Genomic DNA, 18,658 nt, shown 5'->3' on the forward strand with positions numbered 1-18,658 from the left:
CTAGGCCAGCACCTGCCGCTTGGAGGAGATGACGCCGGTATCGAACCCGGCCAGGTGCAGGCCGCCGTGGAAACGGGCATGCTCAATCTTCACGCAACGGTCCATCACGACGTCGAGCCCTGCGGCTTCGGCTTCCTTCGCCACATCCTCGTGCCACGAGCCCAGTTGCAACCAGAGTGTCCCGGCACCGGCCGCGATGGCCTCGTCCAGGACCCCCGGCAGGTCGTCGTGCTTGCGGAAGACGTCCACGATGTCCGGGCTTTCCGGCAGGTCCGCGAGGGTGGCGTATGTCGGCTCGCCCAGGATCTCTTTCACCACTGGGTTCACGAAATACACCTTGTAGCGCGTGGAGGACTGCAGGTACGTCGCCACAAAGTAGCTCGCCCGGGACGGCTTGTCCGAGGCTCCCACAATCGCGATCGACTTCGCCTGCCGCAGCAGGTTCAGGCGTTCCGGGGCTGACGGCCCGGTCCAGGTTCGTTCTTCCGTGCTCATGCGTTTGCTCCGATCGTGCAGGACTCTGCCTCAACGGGTTCAGCGCCGGGAGTGGACCCGGCGTCGGCCGCGACGTCCGAGGCCGCGTCCAGGGCCTGGTCGAGGTCCCAGAGGATATCTTCGATGTCCTCCAGCCCGATTGAGATGCGGACGAGGTCTTCCGGGACACCTGCGGATTCGAGCTGTTCCGGGCTGAGCTGCTGGTGGGTCGTGGAACCGGGGTGGATCACCAGGGTCCGCGAGTCGCCGACGTTGGCCAGGTGTGAGGCCAGCTGCAGGGACTCGATGAACTTTTGCCCCGCGGCACGGCCGCCCTTCACGCCGAAGGAGAACACGGAGCCGGGGCCCAGCGGCAGGTATTTCCGGGCCCGCTCGAAGTGCGGGTGCGAGGGTAGGCCGGAGAAATTCACGTAGGCCACCCGCTCATCCGCTTCAAGCCACTCCGCCACGGCCTGGGCGTTCCTGAGGTGCTCATCCAGGCGCTGCGGGAGGGTCTCGACGCCTTGCAGGAGCTGGAACGCGGAGGTTGGGGAGAGGGCGGGGCCGATGTCGCGCAGCTGCTCGCAGCGCAGCTTGGTCAGGAAACCGTACTCGCCGAAGTTCCCCCACCAGGAGACGTTGCCGTAGGAGGCCACCGGTTCGGTCATGGTGGGGAACTTGCCGTTGCCCCAGTTGAAGCGGCCGCTTTCGACAATCACCCCGCCCAGTGTGGTGCCGTGCCCGCCGAGGAATTTCGTGGCGGAGTGGATCACAATGTCCGCCCCGTGTTCGATGGGCCGCACGAGGTACGGCGTGCTCAAGGTGGCGTCGACGACGAGGGGGATGCCGGCGTCGTGCGCCACCTTTGCCAGCCCCTCCAGGTCCTGGACTTCCGACGACGGGTTGGCCACCACTTCCACGAAGATCGCTTTGGTGTTCTCCCGGACCGCGGCGGCGTAGTCCGCCGGGTCGGTGCCGGGGACGAAGGTGGTGTCCACGCCGAAGCGCCGCAGGGTGACGTCCAGCTGGGTCACGGTGCCGCCGTAGAGCTGGGAGGCGGCCACGATGTGATCCCCGGATTGGGTCAGGGCGGCAAAAGTGATGAATTCCGCAGCCATGCCCGAGGAGGTGGCCACCGCGCCGATGCCGCCCTCCAGGGAGGCGATACGCTCCTCGAACGCGGCCACCGTGGGGTTGCCGATCCGGGAGTAGATGTTGCCGTACTTCTGCAGTGCGAAGAGGTTGGCGGCGTCCTGGGTGTCCTTGAACACGAAGGACGTGGTCTGGTAGATGGGTACGGCCCGGGCGCCGTGCTCGGCGTCGGGCGTGCCGCCGGCGTGCAGGGCGCGCGTGCGGAAACCGAACTTGCGGTCCGCCATTACGCGTTCACCAGCCCGGCGGTTGAGCCGGCAGCCGGCGTGCCCGAAAGATCGAGTTCGGTGCCGTGCTTCCGGGCGAGGTCCGCTTCGAGGTCGCGGACGATCGGCAGGATGTCCCGCCCGAACGCGGCGACTTCCTCCTGGAAGTGCAGGTAGCCGGTGAGGAACAGGTTCACGCCGATCTTCTTGTACTCCACGATCCGCTCGGCGATCTGCTCCGGCGTGCCGATCAGCTGGGTCTTGAACCCGTCGTTGTACTGGACCAGGTCCTCGAAGCTCGAATCGGCCCACATGCCCTTGCCGTCCTTCGTGGACGCCCCGGCTTCCTGGACCGCCGCGCGGAAACCCTCGACGGCGGGCTTGTGCGCCTTCGCGACGATCTCGCGCAGGGTGTCCCGGGCCTCCTGCTCCGAATCGCGGGAGATCACGAAGCCGTTCAGGCCGAACCTCGGAGATGGGAGGTGAGAGGATAAAGCGGAGGGGAGATCACCTTCGGTGCCGCGGCCGGCCTCACCGGCGGAGGCCACCACACCGGCGATGTTCTCCTTGAAGCCTTCCAGGTCCTTGCCGTTGGAGAAGTACCAGTCCGCCACGCGCCCGGCCGTGGCCTGCGCGGCGGTGGAGTTCCCGCCGAAGAAGATCTCCGGGTGCGCCCGGCCCGGCACGTCCACCGGAGCCGGGTTCAGGGTGAAGTTGTTGATGTTGTAGTACTTGCCGGACTGGCTGTACTCCTGCTCGGTCCAGAGCCCGCGGAGGATCCTGATGAACTCCTCGGTGCGGACGTAGCGTTCATCATGTTCCAGCCACTCGAGGCCGAAGTTGGTGAACTCGTCCTTGAGCCAGCCGGAGACGATGTTCACGGCGGCGCGGCCGTTCGAGATGTGGTCCGCGGTGATGATGTACTTTGCCAGCACGCCGGGGTGCCACATGCCCGGGTGGACGGCGGAGATCACTTTGAGCCGCTCGGTTGCCGCCAGCAGGGCGAGGCTGAATGAGGTGGCCTCGTGCTGCTTGTCCGCGCCGTAGGATGCGGCGTAGCGGGTCTGGGTGAGGGCGTATTCGAAGCCGGAGTTCTCCGCGATCCGGGCCAGCTTCTTGTTGTACTCGAAGTCCCAGCCGGTGCGCTGTTCAATGGTGGAAACCACCAGGCCGCCGGAGACATTCGGGACCCAGTAGGCGAACTTGAGCGGTTCGGAAAGACGGGCGACGTTGCTGATGTCAGTCATGAGAGTTCCTTACTTCTGGGGTAACGGGACCGCAGGACATCCTGGATGTCCGCGATGCATGGTTCGTTCTGGAGTGAGGTGGTGTCCCCGAGCGCACTTTCTTCGAACAGCTGGGTCAGCAGCCGGCGCATGATCTTGCCGCTGCGCGTTTTCGGCACATCGGGAACGACGACGACGTCCCGCGGCTTGGCGATCGGCCCGATCGCCTTCGCCACATGGTTGCGCAGCTCCTCGGCCAGCGAGTTTGGGCCCACGCCCGCAGGGTTCCCTGCCCGAGCCTGCGAGGGGAGGGGGCGGGTGGGGACGACGAACGCCACGATGGCGTGCCCGGTCTTCGGGTCCGCGACCGGGCACACCCCGGCTTCCACCACGTCCGGGTGCGAGACGAGCGCCGATTCGATCTCGATCGTGGACAGCAGGTGTCCGGAGACGTTGAGGGTGTCGTCCACGCGCCCGAGGATCCAGATGTCGCCGTCGTCGTCGTACTTGGCGCCGTCGCCGGCGAGGAACCAGCCCTGGGCGGCGTACTTGCGCCAGTACGAGTCAAAGTACCGCTGCGGGTTGCCCCACACGGTGCGGGCGATGGCGGGTCCGGGGGCGTCCACCACGATGAAACCCTGGACGCCCGGCGGCACCGTGTTGCCGGCGTCGTCCACGATCCGCGTGCCGACGCCGGGTAGGGGCCGGGCCGCGCAGCCGGGTTTGAACTCCGTGTCCGTCGGTGCGGGGGAGAGGATGGCGGCGCCGGTTTCGGACTGCCACCAGGTGTCCACCACGGGGGCTGTGCCGGCCCCGACGTTTTCCCGGAGCCAGCGCCATGCCTCGGGGTTGACGGCCTCGCCGACCGTGCCGAGCAGCCGGATGGAGGAGAGGTCGTAGCCGTCCGGGACGCCGTCCGGGAACCAGCCCATGAGCGAGCGCACCAGGGTGGGGGCGGTGTAGTACTGCGTCACGCCGTAGCGTTCGATGATTTCGAAGTGCCGGCCCGGGTGCGGGGTGTTGGGGGTGCCTTCGAAGATCACCTGGGTGGCCCCGTTGGAGAGCGGGCCGTACAGCTCGTAGGTGTGCGCGGTGACCCAGGCGAGGTCCGCCGTGCACCAGTGGACGTCCCGGTCCCGGAGCGCCGGGTCCGGGTTGCTGAAGAGGTGCTCGAAGCTCCAGGACGCCTGCGTCAGGTAACCGCCCGAGGTGTGGACCAGGCCTTTGGGCTTGCCGGTGGTCCCCGAGGTGTACATGATGAACAGCGGCGTCTCCGCGTCGAACGCCTCGGCTGCGTGGACGTCGGAGGCCTGCCCGACGGCGTCATGCCACCACACGTCGCGCCCCGCGGTCATCGGGACGGTGTCCAGGAGTTCCGGTGCGGTGGTGCGGTTGACCACCAGCACGTGCTCGATGGCGTTGTCCCCGGAGACGGCCGCATCCGCGTTGTCCTTGACCGGCACGGCGGCGCCGCGGCGGAACTGCCCGTCGGTGGTGACCAGCAGCTTGGCGCGGGTGTCCTCCACCCGGAACTTGAGTGCCTCCGCGGAGAAACCGCCGAAGACGAGCGAGTGGATGGCGCCGATGCGGGCCACGGCCAGCGTGATGATCACCGTTTCCGGGATGACCGGGAGGTAGATGACCACCCGGTCGCCCTGGGTGATACCGAGGTCCAGCAGGGCGTTGGCGGCTTTGGAGACCTCCCGCTGGAGTTCGGCGTACGTGATGGTGCGCCGGTCGCCGGGCTCGCCCTCGAAGTGCAGGGCCACCTTGTCGCCGCGTCCCGCCGCTACATGGCGGTCGACGCAGTTGTAGGCGACGTTGAGCCTGCCGCCGTCGAACCAGGTGATGTCCGGGCCGATGCCGGCGCCGACGTCGGCCGGGATGCGGCGGTGGGTGGTGTGCCACGGTTTGTCCTGTCCGGGCACGTCCTCCCAGTCGAGACGGAGGGCGGCCGCCTCCCAGAAGGTGAGGCGTTCCTCTTCGGTCGCAGGGACATTGGCCGGGGCGGCTTGGATGGCTAGGCCCATCGTTTCACCGCCCATTTCTCGGCCAGGCCCAGCAGGGCGTCGGTGGTCTTGCCGATCAGGGCCAGCAGCACGATGGCCAGCAGGAGCCGGTCGGTGCGGCCATTGTTCTGTGAGTCCGTGAGCAGGAAGCCGAGTCCCATCGAGGAGGCAATGAGTTCAGCTGCCACGAGGAACAGCCACGCCTGGGCCAGGGCGAGCCGGAGCCCGGAGAAGACGGCAGGCACTACGGCCGGAAGCTGCACCGTTGTCAGCAGCTTGACGCCTTTGAGCCCGAACGCGCGCGCGGCTTCCACCAGGTTCTGGTCCACGTGGCGCAGCGCCAGGGAGACAGTGGTGAACACAGGGAAGAAGGCGCCGATCAGGATCAGCGTGATCTTGGAGTCCTCGCCGATCTTCATCCAGAGGATGAGCAGCGGTACCCAAGCCAGGGAGGGGACGGCTCGGAGCGCGCCGATGGTCGGGGCGAGCAGGGCGTCCGCGAACCGGGACAGGCCCACCAGCGATCCAAGAACCAGGCCCAGCGATGCACCGGCCGCAAAGCCGATCAGCACTCGCTGGGTGGAGATGGCGATGTGTTGGCCGAGCTGCCCGCGCTGGAGGAGGTCAAGTCCGGCCTCCAGCACCATGGCCGGCGGCGGGAGTTGGACAATGCTGAACACCCCGGCAGCCGTCGAGACCTGCCAGGCGGCCAGCATCGCGGCGGGAATGATCAGTCCAAGGAGCAGACGCGCCCAGCCGTTGGCCAGGATCCCGGCGGGGGACCATCCGTTCGCCGGGGAACCACCCGCAACCATAGCGGGGGAGTCCGGCCGGGCGGCGTCTGCCGGAGTTGCGGGGACAGCTGCAGCGTGCCCGTCCGCAACACTGTTGCCAGTGACGTATGGATTTCCGAGGCGGGTCATCAGGAATCCTTGATGGCGGACGCGTCCGCCTTCGTCACCAGCGAGTCATCGAGAAGGGAGGCGATGGCGTCGTCGATCTGCTGCTGGCTCGCGACGTCGCCGGTCTCCACAAACGTGGGGCCGATCTTCGCCAGGACCTTGCGCTGCGCGTCGCCCGGTGCCGGGTCGACGTTGAGGTTGCTGCGCTGCAACACCACGGTCTTTGCGACGGCGAGATCCAGCCCAGCAGCTTCGGCGAGGATCTGAGCGGTCTCGTCCGGGTTGGCCGCGGCCCATGCGCGGGCCTTCTCGTAGGCGTTGACGACGGCCTGGGCCAGTTTCGGCTTGTCCTGCAGGAAGGTTTCCGTGGCGTTCAGGAAGCCGTAGGTGTTGAAGGAGAGGTTCCGGTAGAAGAGTTTGGCGCCCTTCTGCTCCGCGCCGGCCATGATCGGGTCCAGGCCCGACCAGGCGTCCACCGAGCCGTTTTCCAGCGCGGCACGGCCGTCGGCGTGCTGCAGGTTCTGCACGGTGACGTCCGTGGCCGAGATCCCGGCTTCGGAGAGCGACTGAAGCAGGAAGAAGTACGGGTCGGTTCCTTTCGTCGCCGCCACCGACTTGCCCTTGAGGTCAGCCACGGTGGTGATGCCGGAGGACTCTTTCGTCACCAGCGCCGCCCATTCCGGCTGGGAGTAGATATCGATTGTCTTGATCGGGGAACCGTTGGCGCGGGCCAGCAGGGCCGCGGATCCGGCCGTGGAGCCGACGTCGATCGCGCCGGAGCGCAGCGCCTCGTTGGCCTTGTTGGACCCGGCGGACTGCACCCAATTGACGGTGACGCCCTGGTCCTGGAGGGCGGCTTCAAGCCAGCCCTTCTTCTTAATGACCAGGCTCAACGGGTTGTACGTGGCGAAATCGATGTTGAGCTTGCTGCTCCCGACGGCGGCGCCAGCCGCGGCCGAGCCTCCTGAACCTTCCCCTGCGACGCAGCCCGTGAGGACGAGCGCGGCGGAGACGGCTGCGGCGCCGATTACGGACCGGCGGGTGGCTTTGCGGGTGAATGACATGGGGCTCCTCTGAGGTATGAAGCGATTGAGGCGAAAGGCGAAAGGCGAAAGGCGAATGGACGTGGCGGGCGGACGCAGCCGTGGCTGCGCCGTTTCCTGGCGGGGGGACTGCGGAGGGACCGGTCGGCGGGGCGGCTAGTGGCCGTCGACGCCGAGGGTCTCCAGGAGCGACGCCCGCAACCGGGCGAGGTCCACGGAACCGCGGTCCCGGGGGCGCTCTCCGGGCACGGTCACGGTGCGGACGATCGTGGCTCCGGGCGACGCGGCGCCTGAATCTGCACCGGCGTCCGCTTCCTTGCCCAGGACGATGATGCGGTCGGCAAGCTGGAGGGCCTCGTCGACGTCGTGGGTCACCAGGAGCACCGTCGTGGGTTCGGCGCGGTGGATGTCCAGCAGCAGGTCCTGCATCTTGATCCGCGTCAGCGCGTCGAGCGCACCGAATGGTTCGTCGAGGAGCATGACGCCGGGGTTGCGCGCGAGTGCCCTGGCCAGAGAGGCACGCTGTGCCATGCCTCCCGAGATTTCGCGGGGACGGTGCCCGGCGAAGTCGGTCAGCCCCACGAGGTCGAGCAATCGGGCCACTTTTGCCTTGCCGTCCCTGGCGCTGACGCCCTTGGGCAGGCCGATCGCGATATTGGCCCGCAGGGTGTGCCACGGCAGGAGGCGCGGTTCCTGGAAAGCGAAGGCGCAACGGGAGTCGATGCCCTGGACGGGCGTGCCGTCAATATCGACGCTGCCTGCACTGGGGGAGTCCAGCCCGGCGGTGGCCCGGAGCAGCGTGGACTTGCCGCAGCCCGAGGTACCGAGAATGGCCAGAACCTCGCCGGCTCGGATTTCGAAGTCAACGTCGCGCAGGACGGTGTGGGCGTCTGCGCCGTTACCGAAGGCCCGGCGCAGGGAGCGGAAGGCCACCGGCAGGGCCGGTGTGCGGGTGGTGGCTCCGGCGGGAGCGGCAAGGGGCGCCTCGGCCGCGGAGGAGGACAGGACAGCAGTCATAGGAATACTCCATCGGTCCTGGCAGTAGCACCCTACGGAATGAGCCTTTGAACCGGGTGGTCAGCCCGGTGGTTCCCTTGGCTCCATACCTTGTTATCGCCGGTATCCAGGGTGGGATGACGGCGACCAGGGTTGCTGCGGCTTCATCGATCCAGGTCTCTCGGCCGCTCGGGATGGTCGTTCCCCACTAAACCGGAATCGGCACTTTTTCCCAAATGGGAAGGTTTTCCTGCGTAATATTCGGACTTGCCGCCACCGTGGGGCATACGCCGGTCACTTGTTCGACAATTGGATCTCCATCGAGGGCTCGGCATCAGGCAATATGCCCGCGGCGGGCCGCGTGCAGGCTCTTGCCGCCCCGGCGCTGACCAGGACATGGTGCGGCGGCGGATAGGCTGTGCACATGGCCCACGTCAACGATCCGGCAGTCCTCGAAAAACTTATGCGCACCAAGGGGCGGTGGGCCATTGTCGGCCTGTCCACGAATCAGTGGCGTGCCGCCTATGACACGTCCCTGTTCATCCGTGACCGGCTCGGCATGGAAATCATCCCGGTCAACCTCCCCGCCGATCCCGTGCATGGGGAACCCGGCTACGCGGCACTGGCCGACATTCCCGCCGAGAAGCAGCCGATCGACGTCGTTGACTGCTTTGTGAATTCGCACAAGGTGGGGGCCGTGGTGGACCAGGCGATCGCCGTCGGCGCGAAGGCTGTCTGGATGCAGCTGGGCGTCATCGATGAAGCGGCGGCGGCGCGGGCCAAGGCCGCCGGCCTCGATGTCATTATGAACGCCTGCCCGGCGCAGGACGCCAGGCGCTTCGGTCTCTGACCGCACGCCTGCGGAGCCGGGAGGGCCCTGCACAATGTCCGCCCCGGCCAGTAGGCTCGGACCATGGATGTAGCTGAACTCCGGGGGATCTGCCTCGGGTTTCCCGGCGCTTTCGAGGACTTCCCGTTCGGGCCGGAGACGTCCGTTTTCAAGGTGCAGGCGGCAGTGTCCGGCAGCGCAGCCAAGATGTTCGCCCTGTCCGCGATGGACCAGCACGATTTCGCCGTGAGCCTGAAATGCGAGCCTGCCCTGGCAGAACAGCTGCGCGCCGGCCACCCGGAGATCACCGGAGCCTGGCACTTGAACAAGAAACACTGGAACGGTGTGCGCCTGGACGGGTCCCTGCCCGATGCGATGGTGCGCGACATGATCGAGGACTCCTATGACCTGGTGGTGGCTTCGCTGACCCGCCGCCAGCAGGAGCAGCTGGGCTGGGCGCGGCTGGCCGGTGGTCGGGCGTGAACGCGCGGATTGCGCCCGGTGAGCTGAACTATCCAGGGATCGGTGCCACCAGCGAGGGCCGGTCGCCGGAGGGCTTCGACCGGTACCAGACCCATGCCCACCTGGGTGAGGGCCTCGAAACCTACCGCCGCGTCGCCGATGGGATCCTGACATGGCAGATCCAGCGCCGGTCCGGTCTGCGGGTCCGGACCGAAACCGAGGCCGTTGAACCCGGCGCCCGGATTGTCAGCGGGTTCGGCGTCGGCCCTTTCCGGATCAACGCGCCCTGCGAGGTCGTATGGGTCCGCCGCCCGGTGCCCGGGGGCGCCCCGCAGTCCGCGGGGTTCGGCTACGGCACGCTCCCGGGTCATCCGGAGCGCGGCGAGGAGGCGTTTGAAGTCTCCATCGACGCCGCCGGCGCCGTGACGTTCAGCATTACGGCCTTCAGCAGGCATGCCAACTGGTTCTATGCCGCCGGCGGGCAGTGGCCAAGGCAGCCCAAAGATTCATCACTTCCCGCTACCTTAGGAGTGCACAGAAACTCGCTGCAGGTGTGGACTGAGAGCAGGCACAATGCTGAATCAACAGACCCTTGACCAACTATGGGACTTCGATGACCCGGCCCTTTCGGAATCCCGCTTCCGGGCGGCAGCGGCCGATCCCGCCTACGACGCCGACGAGCGTGCGGAGCTGACCACCCAGCTCGGCCGGGCCATCGGGCTGCAGGGCAGGTACGAGGAAGCCGACGCGCTGCTGGACGCGGTCGACGGCGACGAACCCACCGTCGCCGTCCGGGTGCTGCTGGAACGCGGGCGGGTGCTGAACTCCAGCGGCCACGCGCAGATGGCCGTGCCGCTCTTCGAACAGGCCGCCGAACTCGCGGACCACCTGGGAGAGGAATTCCTTGCCGTCGATGCGCTCCACATGCTCGCCATCGCGGACGCCGCCCACGCCGAAACCTGGACCCGGAGCGCCCTGGAATACGCCTCCACGGTGCACGACGAGCGGACTAAACAGTGGCTCGTGGCGTTGCACAACAACCTCGGCTGGACACTGCACGACGCCGGCCGCTGCACCGAGGCCATGGTGGAGTTCCAGCTCGCCTCGCAGTGGGCCGAGCGCATCGGCACCCCGCGGCAGCAGCAGCTGGCCCGGGAAGCGATCCAGGCCTGCTGATCCCGCCCTTCAACTGCAACGCGGAGTCACTTCCGGCCCGTGCGGGGCACCGGAATGGGCCGGAAGTGACCCCGCGTTGGGTTGTTGCAAGAATGGAACACCGTCCCGCCACATTGAAAGGCACTTTTCCATGATCTTCATCGTCGTCAAATTCAAGGTCAAGCCCGACTGGTCAGAGCGCTGGCTCGGTTTGGTGGAGGACTTTACCCAGGCCACCCGGCAGGAACCCGGCAACCTCTGGTTCGACTGGTCCCGCAGCGTGGAGGACCCCAACGAGTTCGTCCTCGTCGAGGCCTTCAAAGACGACGCCGCCGGGGACCATGTCAACAGCGCCCACTTCAAACAGGCTATGGCGGACATGCCCAAGGCACTGGCGGAGACTCCCCGGATCATCAGCCGCCAGCTCGACGGCGAAGGCTGGGACCGGATGGGCGAACTCACCATCGCCTAGGGTCGTCCCGGGAAGGAGCGTGCCATGTGGATCGGCTGGATTGAATTCGATGTCCTCCTCGGCGATGTCCACAGCCTGAAGGAGAAACGCTCCGTGGTGCGACCGGTGCTCGCCGAGCTTAAGCGCCGCTTCGACGTCTCTGTGATCGAGGCCGGCCTGCACGACCAGTACCGCCGCACCGTCATTGGCGTCGGGTTGGTCGCGGCGGACCGGGCACACCTGATCGAGGTGTTGGCCGCCGTCGAACGCTTTGTCGCGGCGCGGCCGGAACTGGAACTGCTCAGCGCCCGTCAACGCGAACTCCGCAGCGACGACTGAAAACAACGCGGGGTCACTTATCGCCCATCCCGAGGGGATTTATGCGCGATAGGTGGCCCCGCGTCGTCTGGGGTGTGGCGGTTAGCCGAAGTACTTCGGCAGGGTGGCCTCGTGGGCTTCGCGGAGCGCGTCGAGGTTCATGGTCTCGACGCCGTTGATCTCCAGCGTTCCGCCCTCGGCGTCCACAACGCCGATCCGGAGGTGCGCGAAGCCGCGGGCGGTGCACATGTCCTTGAAACGGATCTCCTCGGAACGGGGCACGGCCACGATGGCCCGGCCCTGCGTCTCGGAGAACAGCGCCGTGAACAGGTCCACCCCGTCGCGGTCCAGGACGTCCTGGAGCGCGATCCGGGCACCCACACCGTAACGCAGCGAGGACTCCACGAGGGCCGCCGCGAGGCCGCCTTCGGAGAGGTCGTGCGCGGAATCCACCATGCCGTCGCGTGAGGCGTTGATCAGGATCTCGCCCAGCTCGCGTTCGGCGGCGAGGTCAACCTTGGGCGGCAGGCCGCCAAGGTGTCCGCGCATGTTGGACCATTCCGAGCCGTCCAGTTCCGCCGCGGTGGTGCCGAGCAGGTAGATGGCCTGGCCGTCTTCCTTCCAGCCCGACGGCGTGCGGCGCGCGACGTCGTCGAACTTGCCGAGCACGGCCACCACGGGGGAGGGGTGGATGGGCGTGGTGCCGGTCTGGTTGTACAGCGAGACGTTGCCGCCGGTGACGGGGATGCCCAGCACCATGCAGGCGTCCGACAGGCCGCGGATGGCTTCGGCCAGCTGCCACATCACGTCCGGGTCCTCGGGGGAGCCGAAATTCAGGCAGTCGCTGACGGCCATCGGCACGGCGCCGGAGGTGGCGACGTTGCGGTACGCCTCGGCGAGCGCCAGCTGCGCGCCGTGGTACGGATCGAGGTAGGTGTAGCGGCCGTTGGCGTCGGTGGCGAGGGCCACGCCCAGGCCGGTTTCCTCGTCCACCCGGACCACGCCGGCGTCGTCCGGGAACGCCATGGCGGTGTTGCCGCCGACGTAGCGGTCGTACTGGTTGGTGATCCAGGACTTGCTGCACATGTTCGGTGAGGCGACGAGCTCGGTGATGGCGGCGGCCAGCTCCGCGGGGGCGGAGGGGCGGCCGGCGTCCTGCACAGAGCCGGTGAAGGCATCGGCCTGCACGGCGTCCTGCCACTCGGGGCGCGCGTACGGGCGGTCGTACACCGGACCGTCATGGGCGACGGTGCGCGGGTCGACGTCGACGATGACCTCGCCTTCCCAGGTGATGATGAGGCGGCCGGTATCGGTGACCTCGCCCAGCCAGGAGTATTCGACGGCCCACTTGTCCATCACCGCTTCGAACGCGGCAATGTTTTCCGGGGTGACGACGGCCATCATGCGTTCCTGCGACTCGGACATCAGGATTTCGCCCGGGGTCAGGGTGGGGTCGCGGAGCAGGACGGAGGTCAGCTCGACTTCCATGCCGCCGTCGCCGTTGGAGGCAAGCTCGGAGGTGGCGCAGGAGATGCCGGCGGCCCCGAGGTCCTGGATGCCCTCAACCAGGGAACCCTTGAACAGCTCGAGGCAGCATTCGATCAGGACCTTCTCGGCGAAGGGGTCGCCCACCTGGACGGCGGGGCGTTTGGACGGCTTGCTGTCATCGAACGACTCGGAGGCCAGCACGGAGGCGCCGCCGATGCCGTCGCCGCCGGTGCGGGCGCCGAACAGCACCACCTTGTTGCCCTTGCCGGAGGCGTTGGCGAGGCGGATGTCCTCGTGCCGCATGACGCCGACCGCGAGGGCGTTGACCAGCGGGTTGCCCTGGTATACCGAGTCGAAGACCATTTCGCCGCCGATGTTCGGCAGGCCAAGGGAGTTGCCGTAGCCGCCGATGCCGGCCACGGCGCCGTGCATAACGCGGGCCGTGTCCGGGTGGTCGATGGCGCCGAAGCGCAGCGGATCCATCACGGCCACCGGGCGGGCGCCCATGGAGATGATGTCGCGGACAATACCGCCGATGCCGGTGGCCGCACCCTGGTAGGGCTCCACGAACGACGGCGAGTTGTGGGACTCGATCTTGAACGTCACGGCCCAGCCGTCGCCCAGGTTGGTGACGCCGGCGTTCTCGCCGATGCCCACCAGCATGTCCTTCTTCATCTCGTCGGTGACCTTGTCGCCGAACTGGCGCAGGTGGTTCTTCGAGGATTTGTAGGAGCAGTGCTCGCTCCACATCACGGAGTACATGGCGAGCTCGGCGCCGGTGGGGCGCCGGCCCAGGACCTTGACCACCTCGTCGAACTCGTTCTGCTTCAGTCCCAGCTCGGCCCAGGGGAGTTCGACGTCCGGGGTCCTGGCCGCGTTCTCGACGGTGTCGATGTTGAACTTCTTGGTCTCGGTGGCGGTGCCGGCCGTCCGGCCCGCTGACGTCTCCGTCATTTGTTGTCTCCCACGATCTTGTTCAGGACAGAGGTGAAGAAGCCGAGGCCCTCGGTGCCGGAGCCGTCCTCCGGGCCGAAACCTGCCTCCACGGCGTGCTCCGGGTGCGGCATGAGACCCACCACGTTGCCGGCGGCGTTGGCGATGCCGGCGATGTCGCGGCGCGAGCCGTTCGGGTTCCACCCGACGTAGCGGAACACCACGCGGCCCTCCGCCTCCAGTGCGTCCAGCGTCTTCTCGTCCGCGATGTACTGGCCGTCCTGGTTCTTCAGCGGCACCGTGATTTCCTGGCCGGCGGCGTAGTCCCCGGTCCAGGCGGTGGTGTTGTTCTCCACCCGCAGGACCTGGTCGCGGCACATGAACTTCAAGTGGTCGTTCTTGATCATGGAGCCGGGAAGCAGGTGCGATTCGGTGAGGATCTGGAAACCGTTGCAGATGCCCAGCACCGGCAGCCTGGCGTCCGAGTTGGCGGCGTCGATGATCTTGGACATCAGCGGCGCGAACCGGGAGATCGCCCCCGCGCGGAGGTAGTCGCCGTAGGAGAAACCGCCGGGAATGACGACGGCGTCGACGTCACCGAGCGTGGTGTCCGCGTGCCAGAGTGCCACCGGCGTGGCGCCGGCCAGACGCACGGCGCGGACGGCGTCGCGGTCGTCCAGGGTGCCGGGGAAGGTGACGACGCCGATCTTCGCACCAGTGAGCTGGCGAATATCAGAACCGTGGGCGGCGACGGCGACTGCCTCGCCGATCAGGGGGAGTTCAGTCATGTCAGGCCTCGACGACCTCGACGTTGACGACGTCCTCGATGACCGGGTTGGACAGGAGGGTCTCGGCGGCGTTCCGGGCCTGGGCCAGGATCTCCTCGGTCACCTCGCCGTCGACGGTGAGTTCAAAGCGCTTGCCCTGGCGGACGGCGCTAAACGCGGTGAAGCCCAGCCGGGGGAGTGCACCCACGATGGCCTTTCCCTGCGGGTCGAGAATCTCGGGCTTGGGCATGACGTCGACAACGATCCGGGGCATCCGGCAACTCCTGTGCGTGAGCATTGGGTAAGGGCGCAGCGGAGTGATGCCGTCTCACGCCGGTCCGCTGTGTGGTGAGGACTGCTTGATGAACACAGCGTAAAAGGGCGCTCCGCGAGCTTGCATGCCTATTCTACCGGCCCCGGCGCGTCCGGCCGCATCCGGCCGGGAGTGTGAACGCTGTCCGCCCGTCTCCCGGCGCGGCCGTCCGGCAGCGAGCCCGGCCAAACGTCGCTGGCATGCGGATGGCCTGCGACGACGCTATGGTCACCCCGGTGGCCCGTCAGTAGCATGTGCTTATGGCTGAGAAATCAAAATCCGTGCTTCTGCCCGTTGTTGCCGCCGCCGTTTTTGCGGGCCTGGGGCGGATGGTCCTGCAGAAGATCAAGGCGGACCGAAAGGCCAGGGAAAGCAACGTGGCCGGTCCGCTCGATGAGAAGACCCGTGCCTGGATCAGCGAAGTTGTCAGGACGCCACGCCGGTAGCGCCCCGGTTGCCGGTTGTCGTTCCGCCGGTGCTCACACCGCCGGTACCCGCTCCGCCCGACGGCCCGGAGCCGGGCGGCGTGCGGCGCCCCTCCAGCGTGCGCCGGCGCTGCCCTCCGCGGGCAGTCTGCGCCCTCCGGCGCCGCCGGTTCCCGGAGTTCTGTCGAAGTGTGTGACAAATTTTGATTTCTTCTTTGTGGCCTATGTCATATCTGGCTCTCAGTCTGTACTGTATGAATCGGCTGGTATCCGTCGGGGCCGTGAGAGTCTCAGCTCTTTTCCCTCCTGCCAGTCCTTTGACCCGGCAGCAACGTCGGGACCGTTCCTTATGAAAGGTTCAACCACACGTGAAATCACCAGGAAAGAGCTTCCTTCGAAGCGGGGGACTCCGGAGGGCCGTGGCACTGACCCTGGGCTTGCCGGTTCTCTTGTCAACAGTTGCGATTGCGCCCGCCACCGCGGCGCCGTCGCAGGGATCCACCGTTGCGGGAATTGCCCAGAAGAATCTGGATCCAAAGAGCTACCCGGACGGACGGTACATCGTGCTGCTCGCCGAAAAGCCGGCGGCAAGCTACGAAGGCAGCACGGCAGGTTTTCCGGCCACTAAGCCGGCGAAAGGCAAGAAGCTTGACACCGGGAAGGCCGAGGTCAAGAAGTACCGGGCCCACTTGGAGAAAAAGCAGGCTGACGTCGCAGGCCAGCAGAGTGTCAAGATCCAGCGGCAGTACTCCGCCGCGGTCAACGGCTTCAGCGCCACCCTCACCACAGACCAGGCGATCAAGCTAGCCAAGGATCCCAGCGTCCTGGCGGTTGCCCCCGACACCGAGAACGCCCCGGATTACTCCAGCACCGATTTCCTCAAGCTCAGCGGTAAAAACGGTACCTGGAACACCAAATTCGGTGGCCAGGACGGCGCCGGCAAGGGCGTCGTCGTCGGTGTTATTGACACCGGCTACACCCCGTCCAGCCCCTTCTTCAAAGGCGAAGAAGTCAAGCCCCTCGTAGGCAAGCCGGTCGTCGGTGTGCCCTACAAGACCGCCGACGGCAAGATCGCGATGCTCAAGTCTGACGGCGACACCTTCATCGGTGAGTGCCAGACGGGCCAGGACTTTGACGGTTCGGCCTGTAACTCCAAGGTCCTCAGCGCGCACTACTTCGCCGAAGATTTCCTTGACTACGTCCCCCCTGCCAACCGTGCCCCGCAGGAACTGCTGTCGCCGGTCGACGTCGACAGCCACGGCACCCACACCGGAAGCACCGCCGTGGGCAACCCCGGCGTCGAGACTTTCGTTGACGGACGCAGCTTCGGCCTGACCAGCGGCATCGCGCCCGCCGCCAAGCTCTCCGTCTACAAGGTCTGCTGGGAAGACACCGACCCCAACACCGGCGGCTGCTACAGCTCCGCGTCGGTTGCCGCCGTCGAGCAGGCCATGGAGGACGGCGTTGACGTCCTGAACTACTCCATCTCCGGCTCAACGACGTCCGTTATCGACCCCGTCTCGGTGGCCTTCCTCAATGCCGCCTCCGCAGGGATCTTCGTCGCGGCGTCGGCCGGGAACTCCGGTCCGACGGCCAGCACGGTCAACCACGGCGGCCCCTGGGTCACCACGGTCGCGGCCAGCAGCTTCTCCCAGGAGCTGCAGGGCACCATTGAATTCGCTGACGGCACCAAGTTCCGCGGCGCCAGCATCATGAACAAAGAGGTCAAGGGCGCCGGCGTAGTCCTGGCGGCCAACGCGGCCGCCGCAGCCGGCAACCCGAACGCGGCACTCTGCGGCCCGGACACCCTGGACCCCGCCAAGGTCGCGGGCAAGGTGGTTGTGTGTGACCGTGGCGTCTTCGACCGCGTCGCCAAGAGCGCCGAAGTCAAGCGCGGCGGCGGCGTCGGCATGATCCTGGTGAACCTGAGCAGCTCTTCGCTGGACACGGACAAGCACGCCGTCCCGACCGTCCACGTGAACCCGCCGGCCACCGAAGCCATCAAGGCCAAGGTCGCCGCTGCCCCGGGCACCACCGTTTCGCTGGTCAACAAGGACACCACCGGGCTGCCCCTCGAGGCCCAGCCGCAGATTGCCGGGTTCTCCTCCCGCGGGCCGCTGCTGGCCACCGGGTCCGACCTGCTGAAGCCTGACGTAGCCGCCCCCGGCGTTGCTGTCCTCGCCGGTGTCTCACCGATCGGCACCGGGGGGGACGAGTTCGGCTTCATGTCCGGCACCTCCATGGCTGCACCGCACGTAGCCGGCTTCGGCGCGCTGCTCCTGGGCAAGAACCCCAACTGGTCACCGGCGACCGTCAAGTCCGCCATGATGACGACGGCGGGAGCCGTTGTTAACGCCGACGGTTCCAAGAACACCGACGTCCACGCCACGGGCGCGGGCCAGGTGGATCCGGCACGCATGGTGGATCCGGGCCTCGTCTACGACGCGAACCTCGGCGATTGGCTGAAGTTCATCCAGGGTACCGGCGTGGACCTCGGACTGCCCTCCAGCACGCTCCCGCGGGACATGAACGTCGCGTCCTTCTCGCTGGGCAACCTCACCGGCAAGATCCAGGTCACCCGCACGGTCACCGCCCTGACCCCGGGTGTCTACAAGGTCAAGGCCAACGTGCCCGGAATCCAGGTGAACGTGGCTCCCGCAGCCCTGAACTTCAAGGCTGCCGGCGAGAAGAAAACCTTCAAGGTGACCTTCGAGAACAAGAGCGCTGCCCTGGGCAAGTTCGCCATGGGTTCACTGAGCTGGCAGGGTGCAGGGAAGACCGTCACCTCGCCCATCGCAGTCCGCCCCCAGTCCGCAGTGGCCGCCAAGGACATCTTCTTCACTTCGGAGTCCGGCACAGGCTCAGGCGACATCAACGTGGTCTCGGGCACGGACAAGCCGATCGCCATGACGTTCGACGGACTGTCCAAAGCGGACTCCTCCGAAGCGGAATTGATCCCGGGTCCGTTCGCAGGCCGTGCCGACGCATCGACCTTCGTCAAGACGGTCAAGGTCCCGGCCGGTGCTCCGCTGGCCAAGTTCTCGGTCATCTCCTCGGACCCGAACGCGGACTTCGACATGTGGGTGGTCACCCCCCGGGGTGTCGAACAGGTCGCCACGGCATCAGCCAGCGAGTCGCTGTCGATCTCAAACCCCGCCGCAGGCTCGTACACGATCTACGCGAACCTGTACTCCAGCCCGGACGGCAAGGCCCGCAAGGCCTCCGTGGACGCGGCTGTCCTCGGCGCCAACGAGAACAATGCGACGCTGAACCCCAACCCGCTGGTGCTGCCCAACGGGGAATCAGGCAAGGTCACGCTGAACTGGACCGGTCTCCAGGCCGGCTCCTACATCGGGCGGGTCACCTTCGCCGGAGCCAGCGAACCGACGTTCGTGAGTGTTCTGGTCAACGGTGCCGGCGAAACTGCTGTGGCACCCGCCCCTGAAGGCTCGGCCGAACAGTCCAAGTTCCAGGCACCGGAGCTGGACCGCCCGGACAGCGCCCTCTAG

18 protein-coding genes are annotated in these 18,658 nt (G+C 67.0%); 8 read left to right on the top strand and 10 right to left on the bottom strand.

From position 1 onward, the window contains the following. The 7 genes from FS787_RS11830 to FS787_RS11860 form a co-directional block, all read right to left on the bottom strand. Nucleotides 1-495 (bottom strand): CoA-binding protein, encoded by a 495-nt coding sequence (locus FS787_RS11830; RefSeq protein WP_144672624.1) that lies wholly within the window; start codon nt 493-495, stop codon nt 1-3. Next, a complete protein-coding gene (locus tag FS787_RS11835; protein WP_144672625.1) occupies nt 492-1,853 on the bottom strand; it encodes an O-acetylhomoserine aminocarboxypropyltransferase/cysteine synthase family protein in 1,362 nt (453 codons plus the stop codon). The genes FS787_RS11830 and FS787_RS11835 overlap by 4 nt, the downstream gene beginning before the upstream one ends. Beyond that, nucleotides 1,853-3,079, bottom strand: a complete 1,227-nt coding sequence (sfnG, locus tag FS787_RS11840; RefSeq protein WP_144672626.1) for a dimethylsulfone monooxygenase SfnG — start codon at nt 3,077-3,079, stop codon at nt 1,853-1,855. Before sfnG ends, FS787_RS11835 begins: the two co-directional genes overlap by 1 nt. Further along, entirely contained in the window at nt 3,076-5,088 is a 2,013-nt protein-coding gene (gene acs, locus FS787_RS11845) for an acetate--CoA ligase (protein ID WP_144672627.1), read from the bottom strand. Before acs ends, sfnG begins: the two co-directional genes overlap by 4 nt. Further along, nucleotides 5,079-5,990 carry an ABC transporter permease gene (locus FS787_RS11850; protein WP_260982523.1) on the bottom strand — a complete coding sequence of 304 codons (912 nt, stop codon included), beginning with the start codon at nt 5,988-5,990 and terminating at the stop codon, nt 5,079-5,081. The genes acs and FS787_RS11850 overlap by 10 nt, the downstream gene beginning before the upstream one ends. Beyond that, complete coding sequence (locus FS787_RS11855; protein WP_144672628.1) at nt 5,990-7,033, bottom strand: aliphatic sulfonate ABC transporter substrate-binding protein; 1,044 nt, start codon at nt 7,031-7,033, stop codon at nt 5,990-5,992. The genes FS787_RS11850 and FS787_RS11855 overlap by 1 nt, the downstream gene beginning before the upstream one ends. Before the next feature lie 135 nt (nt 7,034-7,168). Next, nucleotides 7,169-8,029: an ABC transporter ATP-binding protein gene (locus FS787_RS11860; protein WP_144672629.1), complete on the bottom strand. Its 861-nt coding sequence runs from the start codon at nt 8,027-8,029 to the stop codon at nt 7,169-7,171. A gap of 403 nt (nt 8,030-8,432) precedes the next feature. Between FS787_RS11860 and FS787_RS11865 the strand changes: the two genes are divergently transcribed. The 6 genes from FS787_RS11865 (at nt 8,433) to FS787_RS11890 (ending at nt 11,244) form a co-directional block, all read left to right on the top strand. Beyond that, nucleotides 8,433-8,858, top strand: a complete 426-nt coding sequence (locus FS787_RS11865; RefSeq protein WP_144672630.1) for a CoA-binding protein — start codon at nt 8,433-8,435, stop codon at nt 8,856-8,858. Between the two features lie 63 nt (nt 8,859-8,921). Then, nucleotides 8,922-9,320 (top strand): MmcQ/YjbR family DNA-binding protein, encoded by a 399-nt coding sequence (locus tag FS787_RS11870; protein ID WP_144672631.1) that lies wholly within the window; start codon nt 8,922-8,924, stop codon nt 9,318-9,320. Continuing rightward, nucleotides 9,317-9,895 carry a DUF1990 domain-containing protein gene (locus tag FS787_RS11875; protein WP_313959656.1) on the top strand — a complete coding sequence of 193 codons (579 nt, stop codon included), beginning with the start codon at nt 9,317-9,319 and terminating at the stop codon, nt 9,893-9,895. The genes FS787_RS11870 and FS787_RS11875 overlap by 4 nt, the downstream gene beginning before the upstream one ends. Then, nucleotides 9,873-10,475, top strand: coding sequence for a hypothetical protein (locus FS787_RS11880; RefSeq protein ID WP_144672632.1), 603 nt, complete (start codon nt 9,873-9,875; stop codon nt 10,473-10,475). Before FS787_RS11875 ends, FS787_RS11880 begins: the two co-directional genes overlap by 23 nt. Nucleotides 10,476-10,605: 130 nt before the next feature. Next, entirely contained in the window at nt 10,606-10,926 is a 321-nt protein-coding gene (locus tag FS787_RS11885; RefSeq protein WP_144672633.1) for a putative quinol monooxygenase, read from the top strand. A gap of 24 nt (nt 10,927-10,950) precedes the next feature. Beyond that, entirely contained in the window at nt 10,951-11,244 is a 294-nt protein-coding gene (locus FS787_RS11890) for a DUF503 domain-containing protein (protein WP_144672634.1), read from the top strand. An 81-nt stretch (nt 11,245-11,325) separates the two neighbouring features. On the opposite strand, the gene purL is transcribed toward FS787_RS11890, so the two are convergent. The 3 genes from purL to purS are packed head-to-tail and all read right to left on the bottom strand — an operon-like array spanning nt 11,326 to nt 14,685. Beyond that, complete coding sequence (gene purL / locus FS787_RS11895; protein WP_144672635.1) at nt 11,326-13,665, bottom strand: phosphoribosylformylglycinamidine synthase subunit PurL; 2,340 nt, start codon at nt 13,663-13,665, stop codon at nt 11,326-11,328. Further along, a complete protein-coding gene (gene purQ / locus FS787_RS11900) occupies nt 13,662-14,432 on the bottom strand; it encodes a phosphoribosylformylglycinamidine synthase subunit PurQ (protein WP_144672636.1) in 771 nt (256 codons plus the stop codon). Before purQ ends, purL begins: the two co-directional genes overlap by 4 nt. A 1-nt stretch (nt 14,433) precedes the next feature. Continuing rightward, complete coding sequence (gene purS, locus FS787_RS11905; RefSeq protein WP_056427643.1) at nt 14,434-14,685, bottom strand: phosphoribosylformylglycinamidine synthase subunit PurS; 252 nt, start codon at nt 14,683-14,685, stop codon at nt 14,434-14,436. 299 nt (nt 14,686-14,984) lie between these two features. On the opposite strand from purS, the gene FS787_RS11910 reads away from it, so the two are divergent. Both FS787_RS11910 and FS787_RS11915 read left to right on the top strand, forming a co-directional pair. Then, nucleotides 14,985-15,170 (top strand): hypothetical protein, encoded by a 186-nt coding sequence (locus tag FS787_RS11910; RefSeq protein ID WP_056427640.1) that lies wholly within the window; start codon nt 14,985-14,987, stop codon nt 15,168-15,170. Between the two features lie 404 nt (nt 15,171-15,574). Next, nucleotides 15,575-18,658 carry a S8 family serine peptidase gene (locus FS787_RS11915; RefSeq protein ID WP_144672807.1) on the top strand — a complete coding sequence of 1,028 codons (3,084 nt, stop codon included), beginning with the start codon at nt 15,575-15,577 and terminating at the stop codon, nt 18,656-18,658.

It is taken from the genome of Arthrobacter sp. U41 (assembly GCF_007679325.1).
Classification (GTDB): Bacteria; Actinomycetota; Actinomycetes; order Actinomycetales; family Micrococcaceae; genus Arthrobacter.

Excerpts from the sequence above, each read along its gene's own strand:
- FS787_RS11870 (WP_144672631.1), top strand. The coding sequence starts at position 8,922 with ATGGATGTAGCTGAACTCCGGGGGATCTGCCTCGGGTTTCCCGGCGCT.
- FS787_RS11860 (WP_144672629.1), bottom strand. The coding sequence starts at position 8,029 with ATGACTGCTGTCCTGTCCTCCTCCGCGGCCGAGGCGCCCCTTGCCGCT.
- FS787_RS11880 (WP_144672632.1), top strand. The coding sequence starts at position 9,873 with ATGCTGAATCAACAGACCCTTGACCAACTATGGGACTTCGATGACCCG.
- sfnG (WP_144672626.1), bottom strand. The coding sequence starts at position 3,079 with ATGACTGACATCAGCAACGTCGCCCGTCTTTCCGAACCGCTCAAGTTC.
- FS787_RS11910 (WP_056427640.1), top strand. The coding sequence starts at position 14,985 with ATGGCTGAGAAATCAAAATCCGTGCTTCTGCCCGTTGTTGCCGCCGCC.
- purL (WP_144672635.1), bottom strand. The coding sequence starts at position 13,665 with ATGACGGAGACGTCAGCGGGCCGGACGGCCGGCACCGCCACCGAGACC.
- FS787_RS11865 (WP_144672630.1), top strand. The coding sequence starts at position 8,433 with ATGGCCCACGTCAACGATCCGGCAGTCCTCGAAAAACTTATGCGCACC.
- FS787_RS11835 (WP_144672625.1), bottom strand. The coding sequence starts at position 1,853 with ATGGCGGACCGCAAGTTCGGTTTCCGCACGCGCGCCCTGCACGCCGGC.
- FS787_RS11830 (WP_144672624.1), bottom strand. The coding sequence starts at position 495 with ATGAGCACGGAAGAACGAACCTGGACCGGGCCGTCAGCCCCGGAACGC.
- FS787_RS11855 (WP_144672628.1), bottom strand. The coding sequence starts at position 7,033 with ATGTCATTCACCCGCAAAGCCACCCGCCGGTCCGTAATCGGCGCCGCA.
- purQ (WP_144672636.1), bottom strand. The coding sequence starts at position 14,432 with ATGACTGAACTCCCCCTGATCGGCGAGGCAGTCGCCGTCGCCGCCCAC.
- FS787_RS11850 (WP_260982523.1), bottom strand. The coding sequence starts at position 5,990 with ATGACCCGCCTCGGAAATCCATACGTCACTGGCAACAGTGTTGCGGAC.
- FS787_RS11890 (WP_144672634.1), top strand. The coding sequence starts at position 10,951 with ATGTGGATCGGCTGGATTGAATTCGATGTCCTCCTCGGCGATGTCCAC.
- FS787_RS11885 (WP_144672633.1), top strand. The coding sequence starts at position 10,606 with ATGATCTTCATCGTCGTCAAATTCAAGGTCAAGCCCGACTGGTCAGAG.
- purS (WP_056427643.1), bottom strand. The coding sequence starts at position 14,685 with ATGCCCCGGATCGTTGTCGACGTCATGCCCAAGCCCGAGATTCTCGAC.
- acs (WP_144672627.1), bottom strand. The coding sequence starts at position 5,088 with ATGGGCCTAGCCATCCAAGCCGCCCCGGCCAATGTCCCTGCGACCGAA.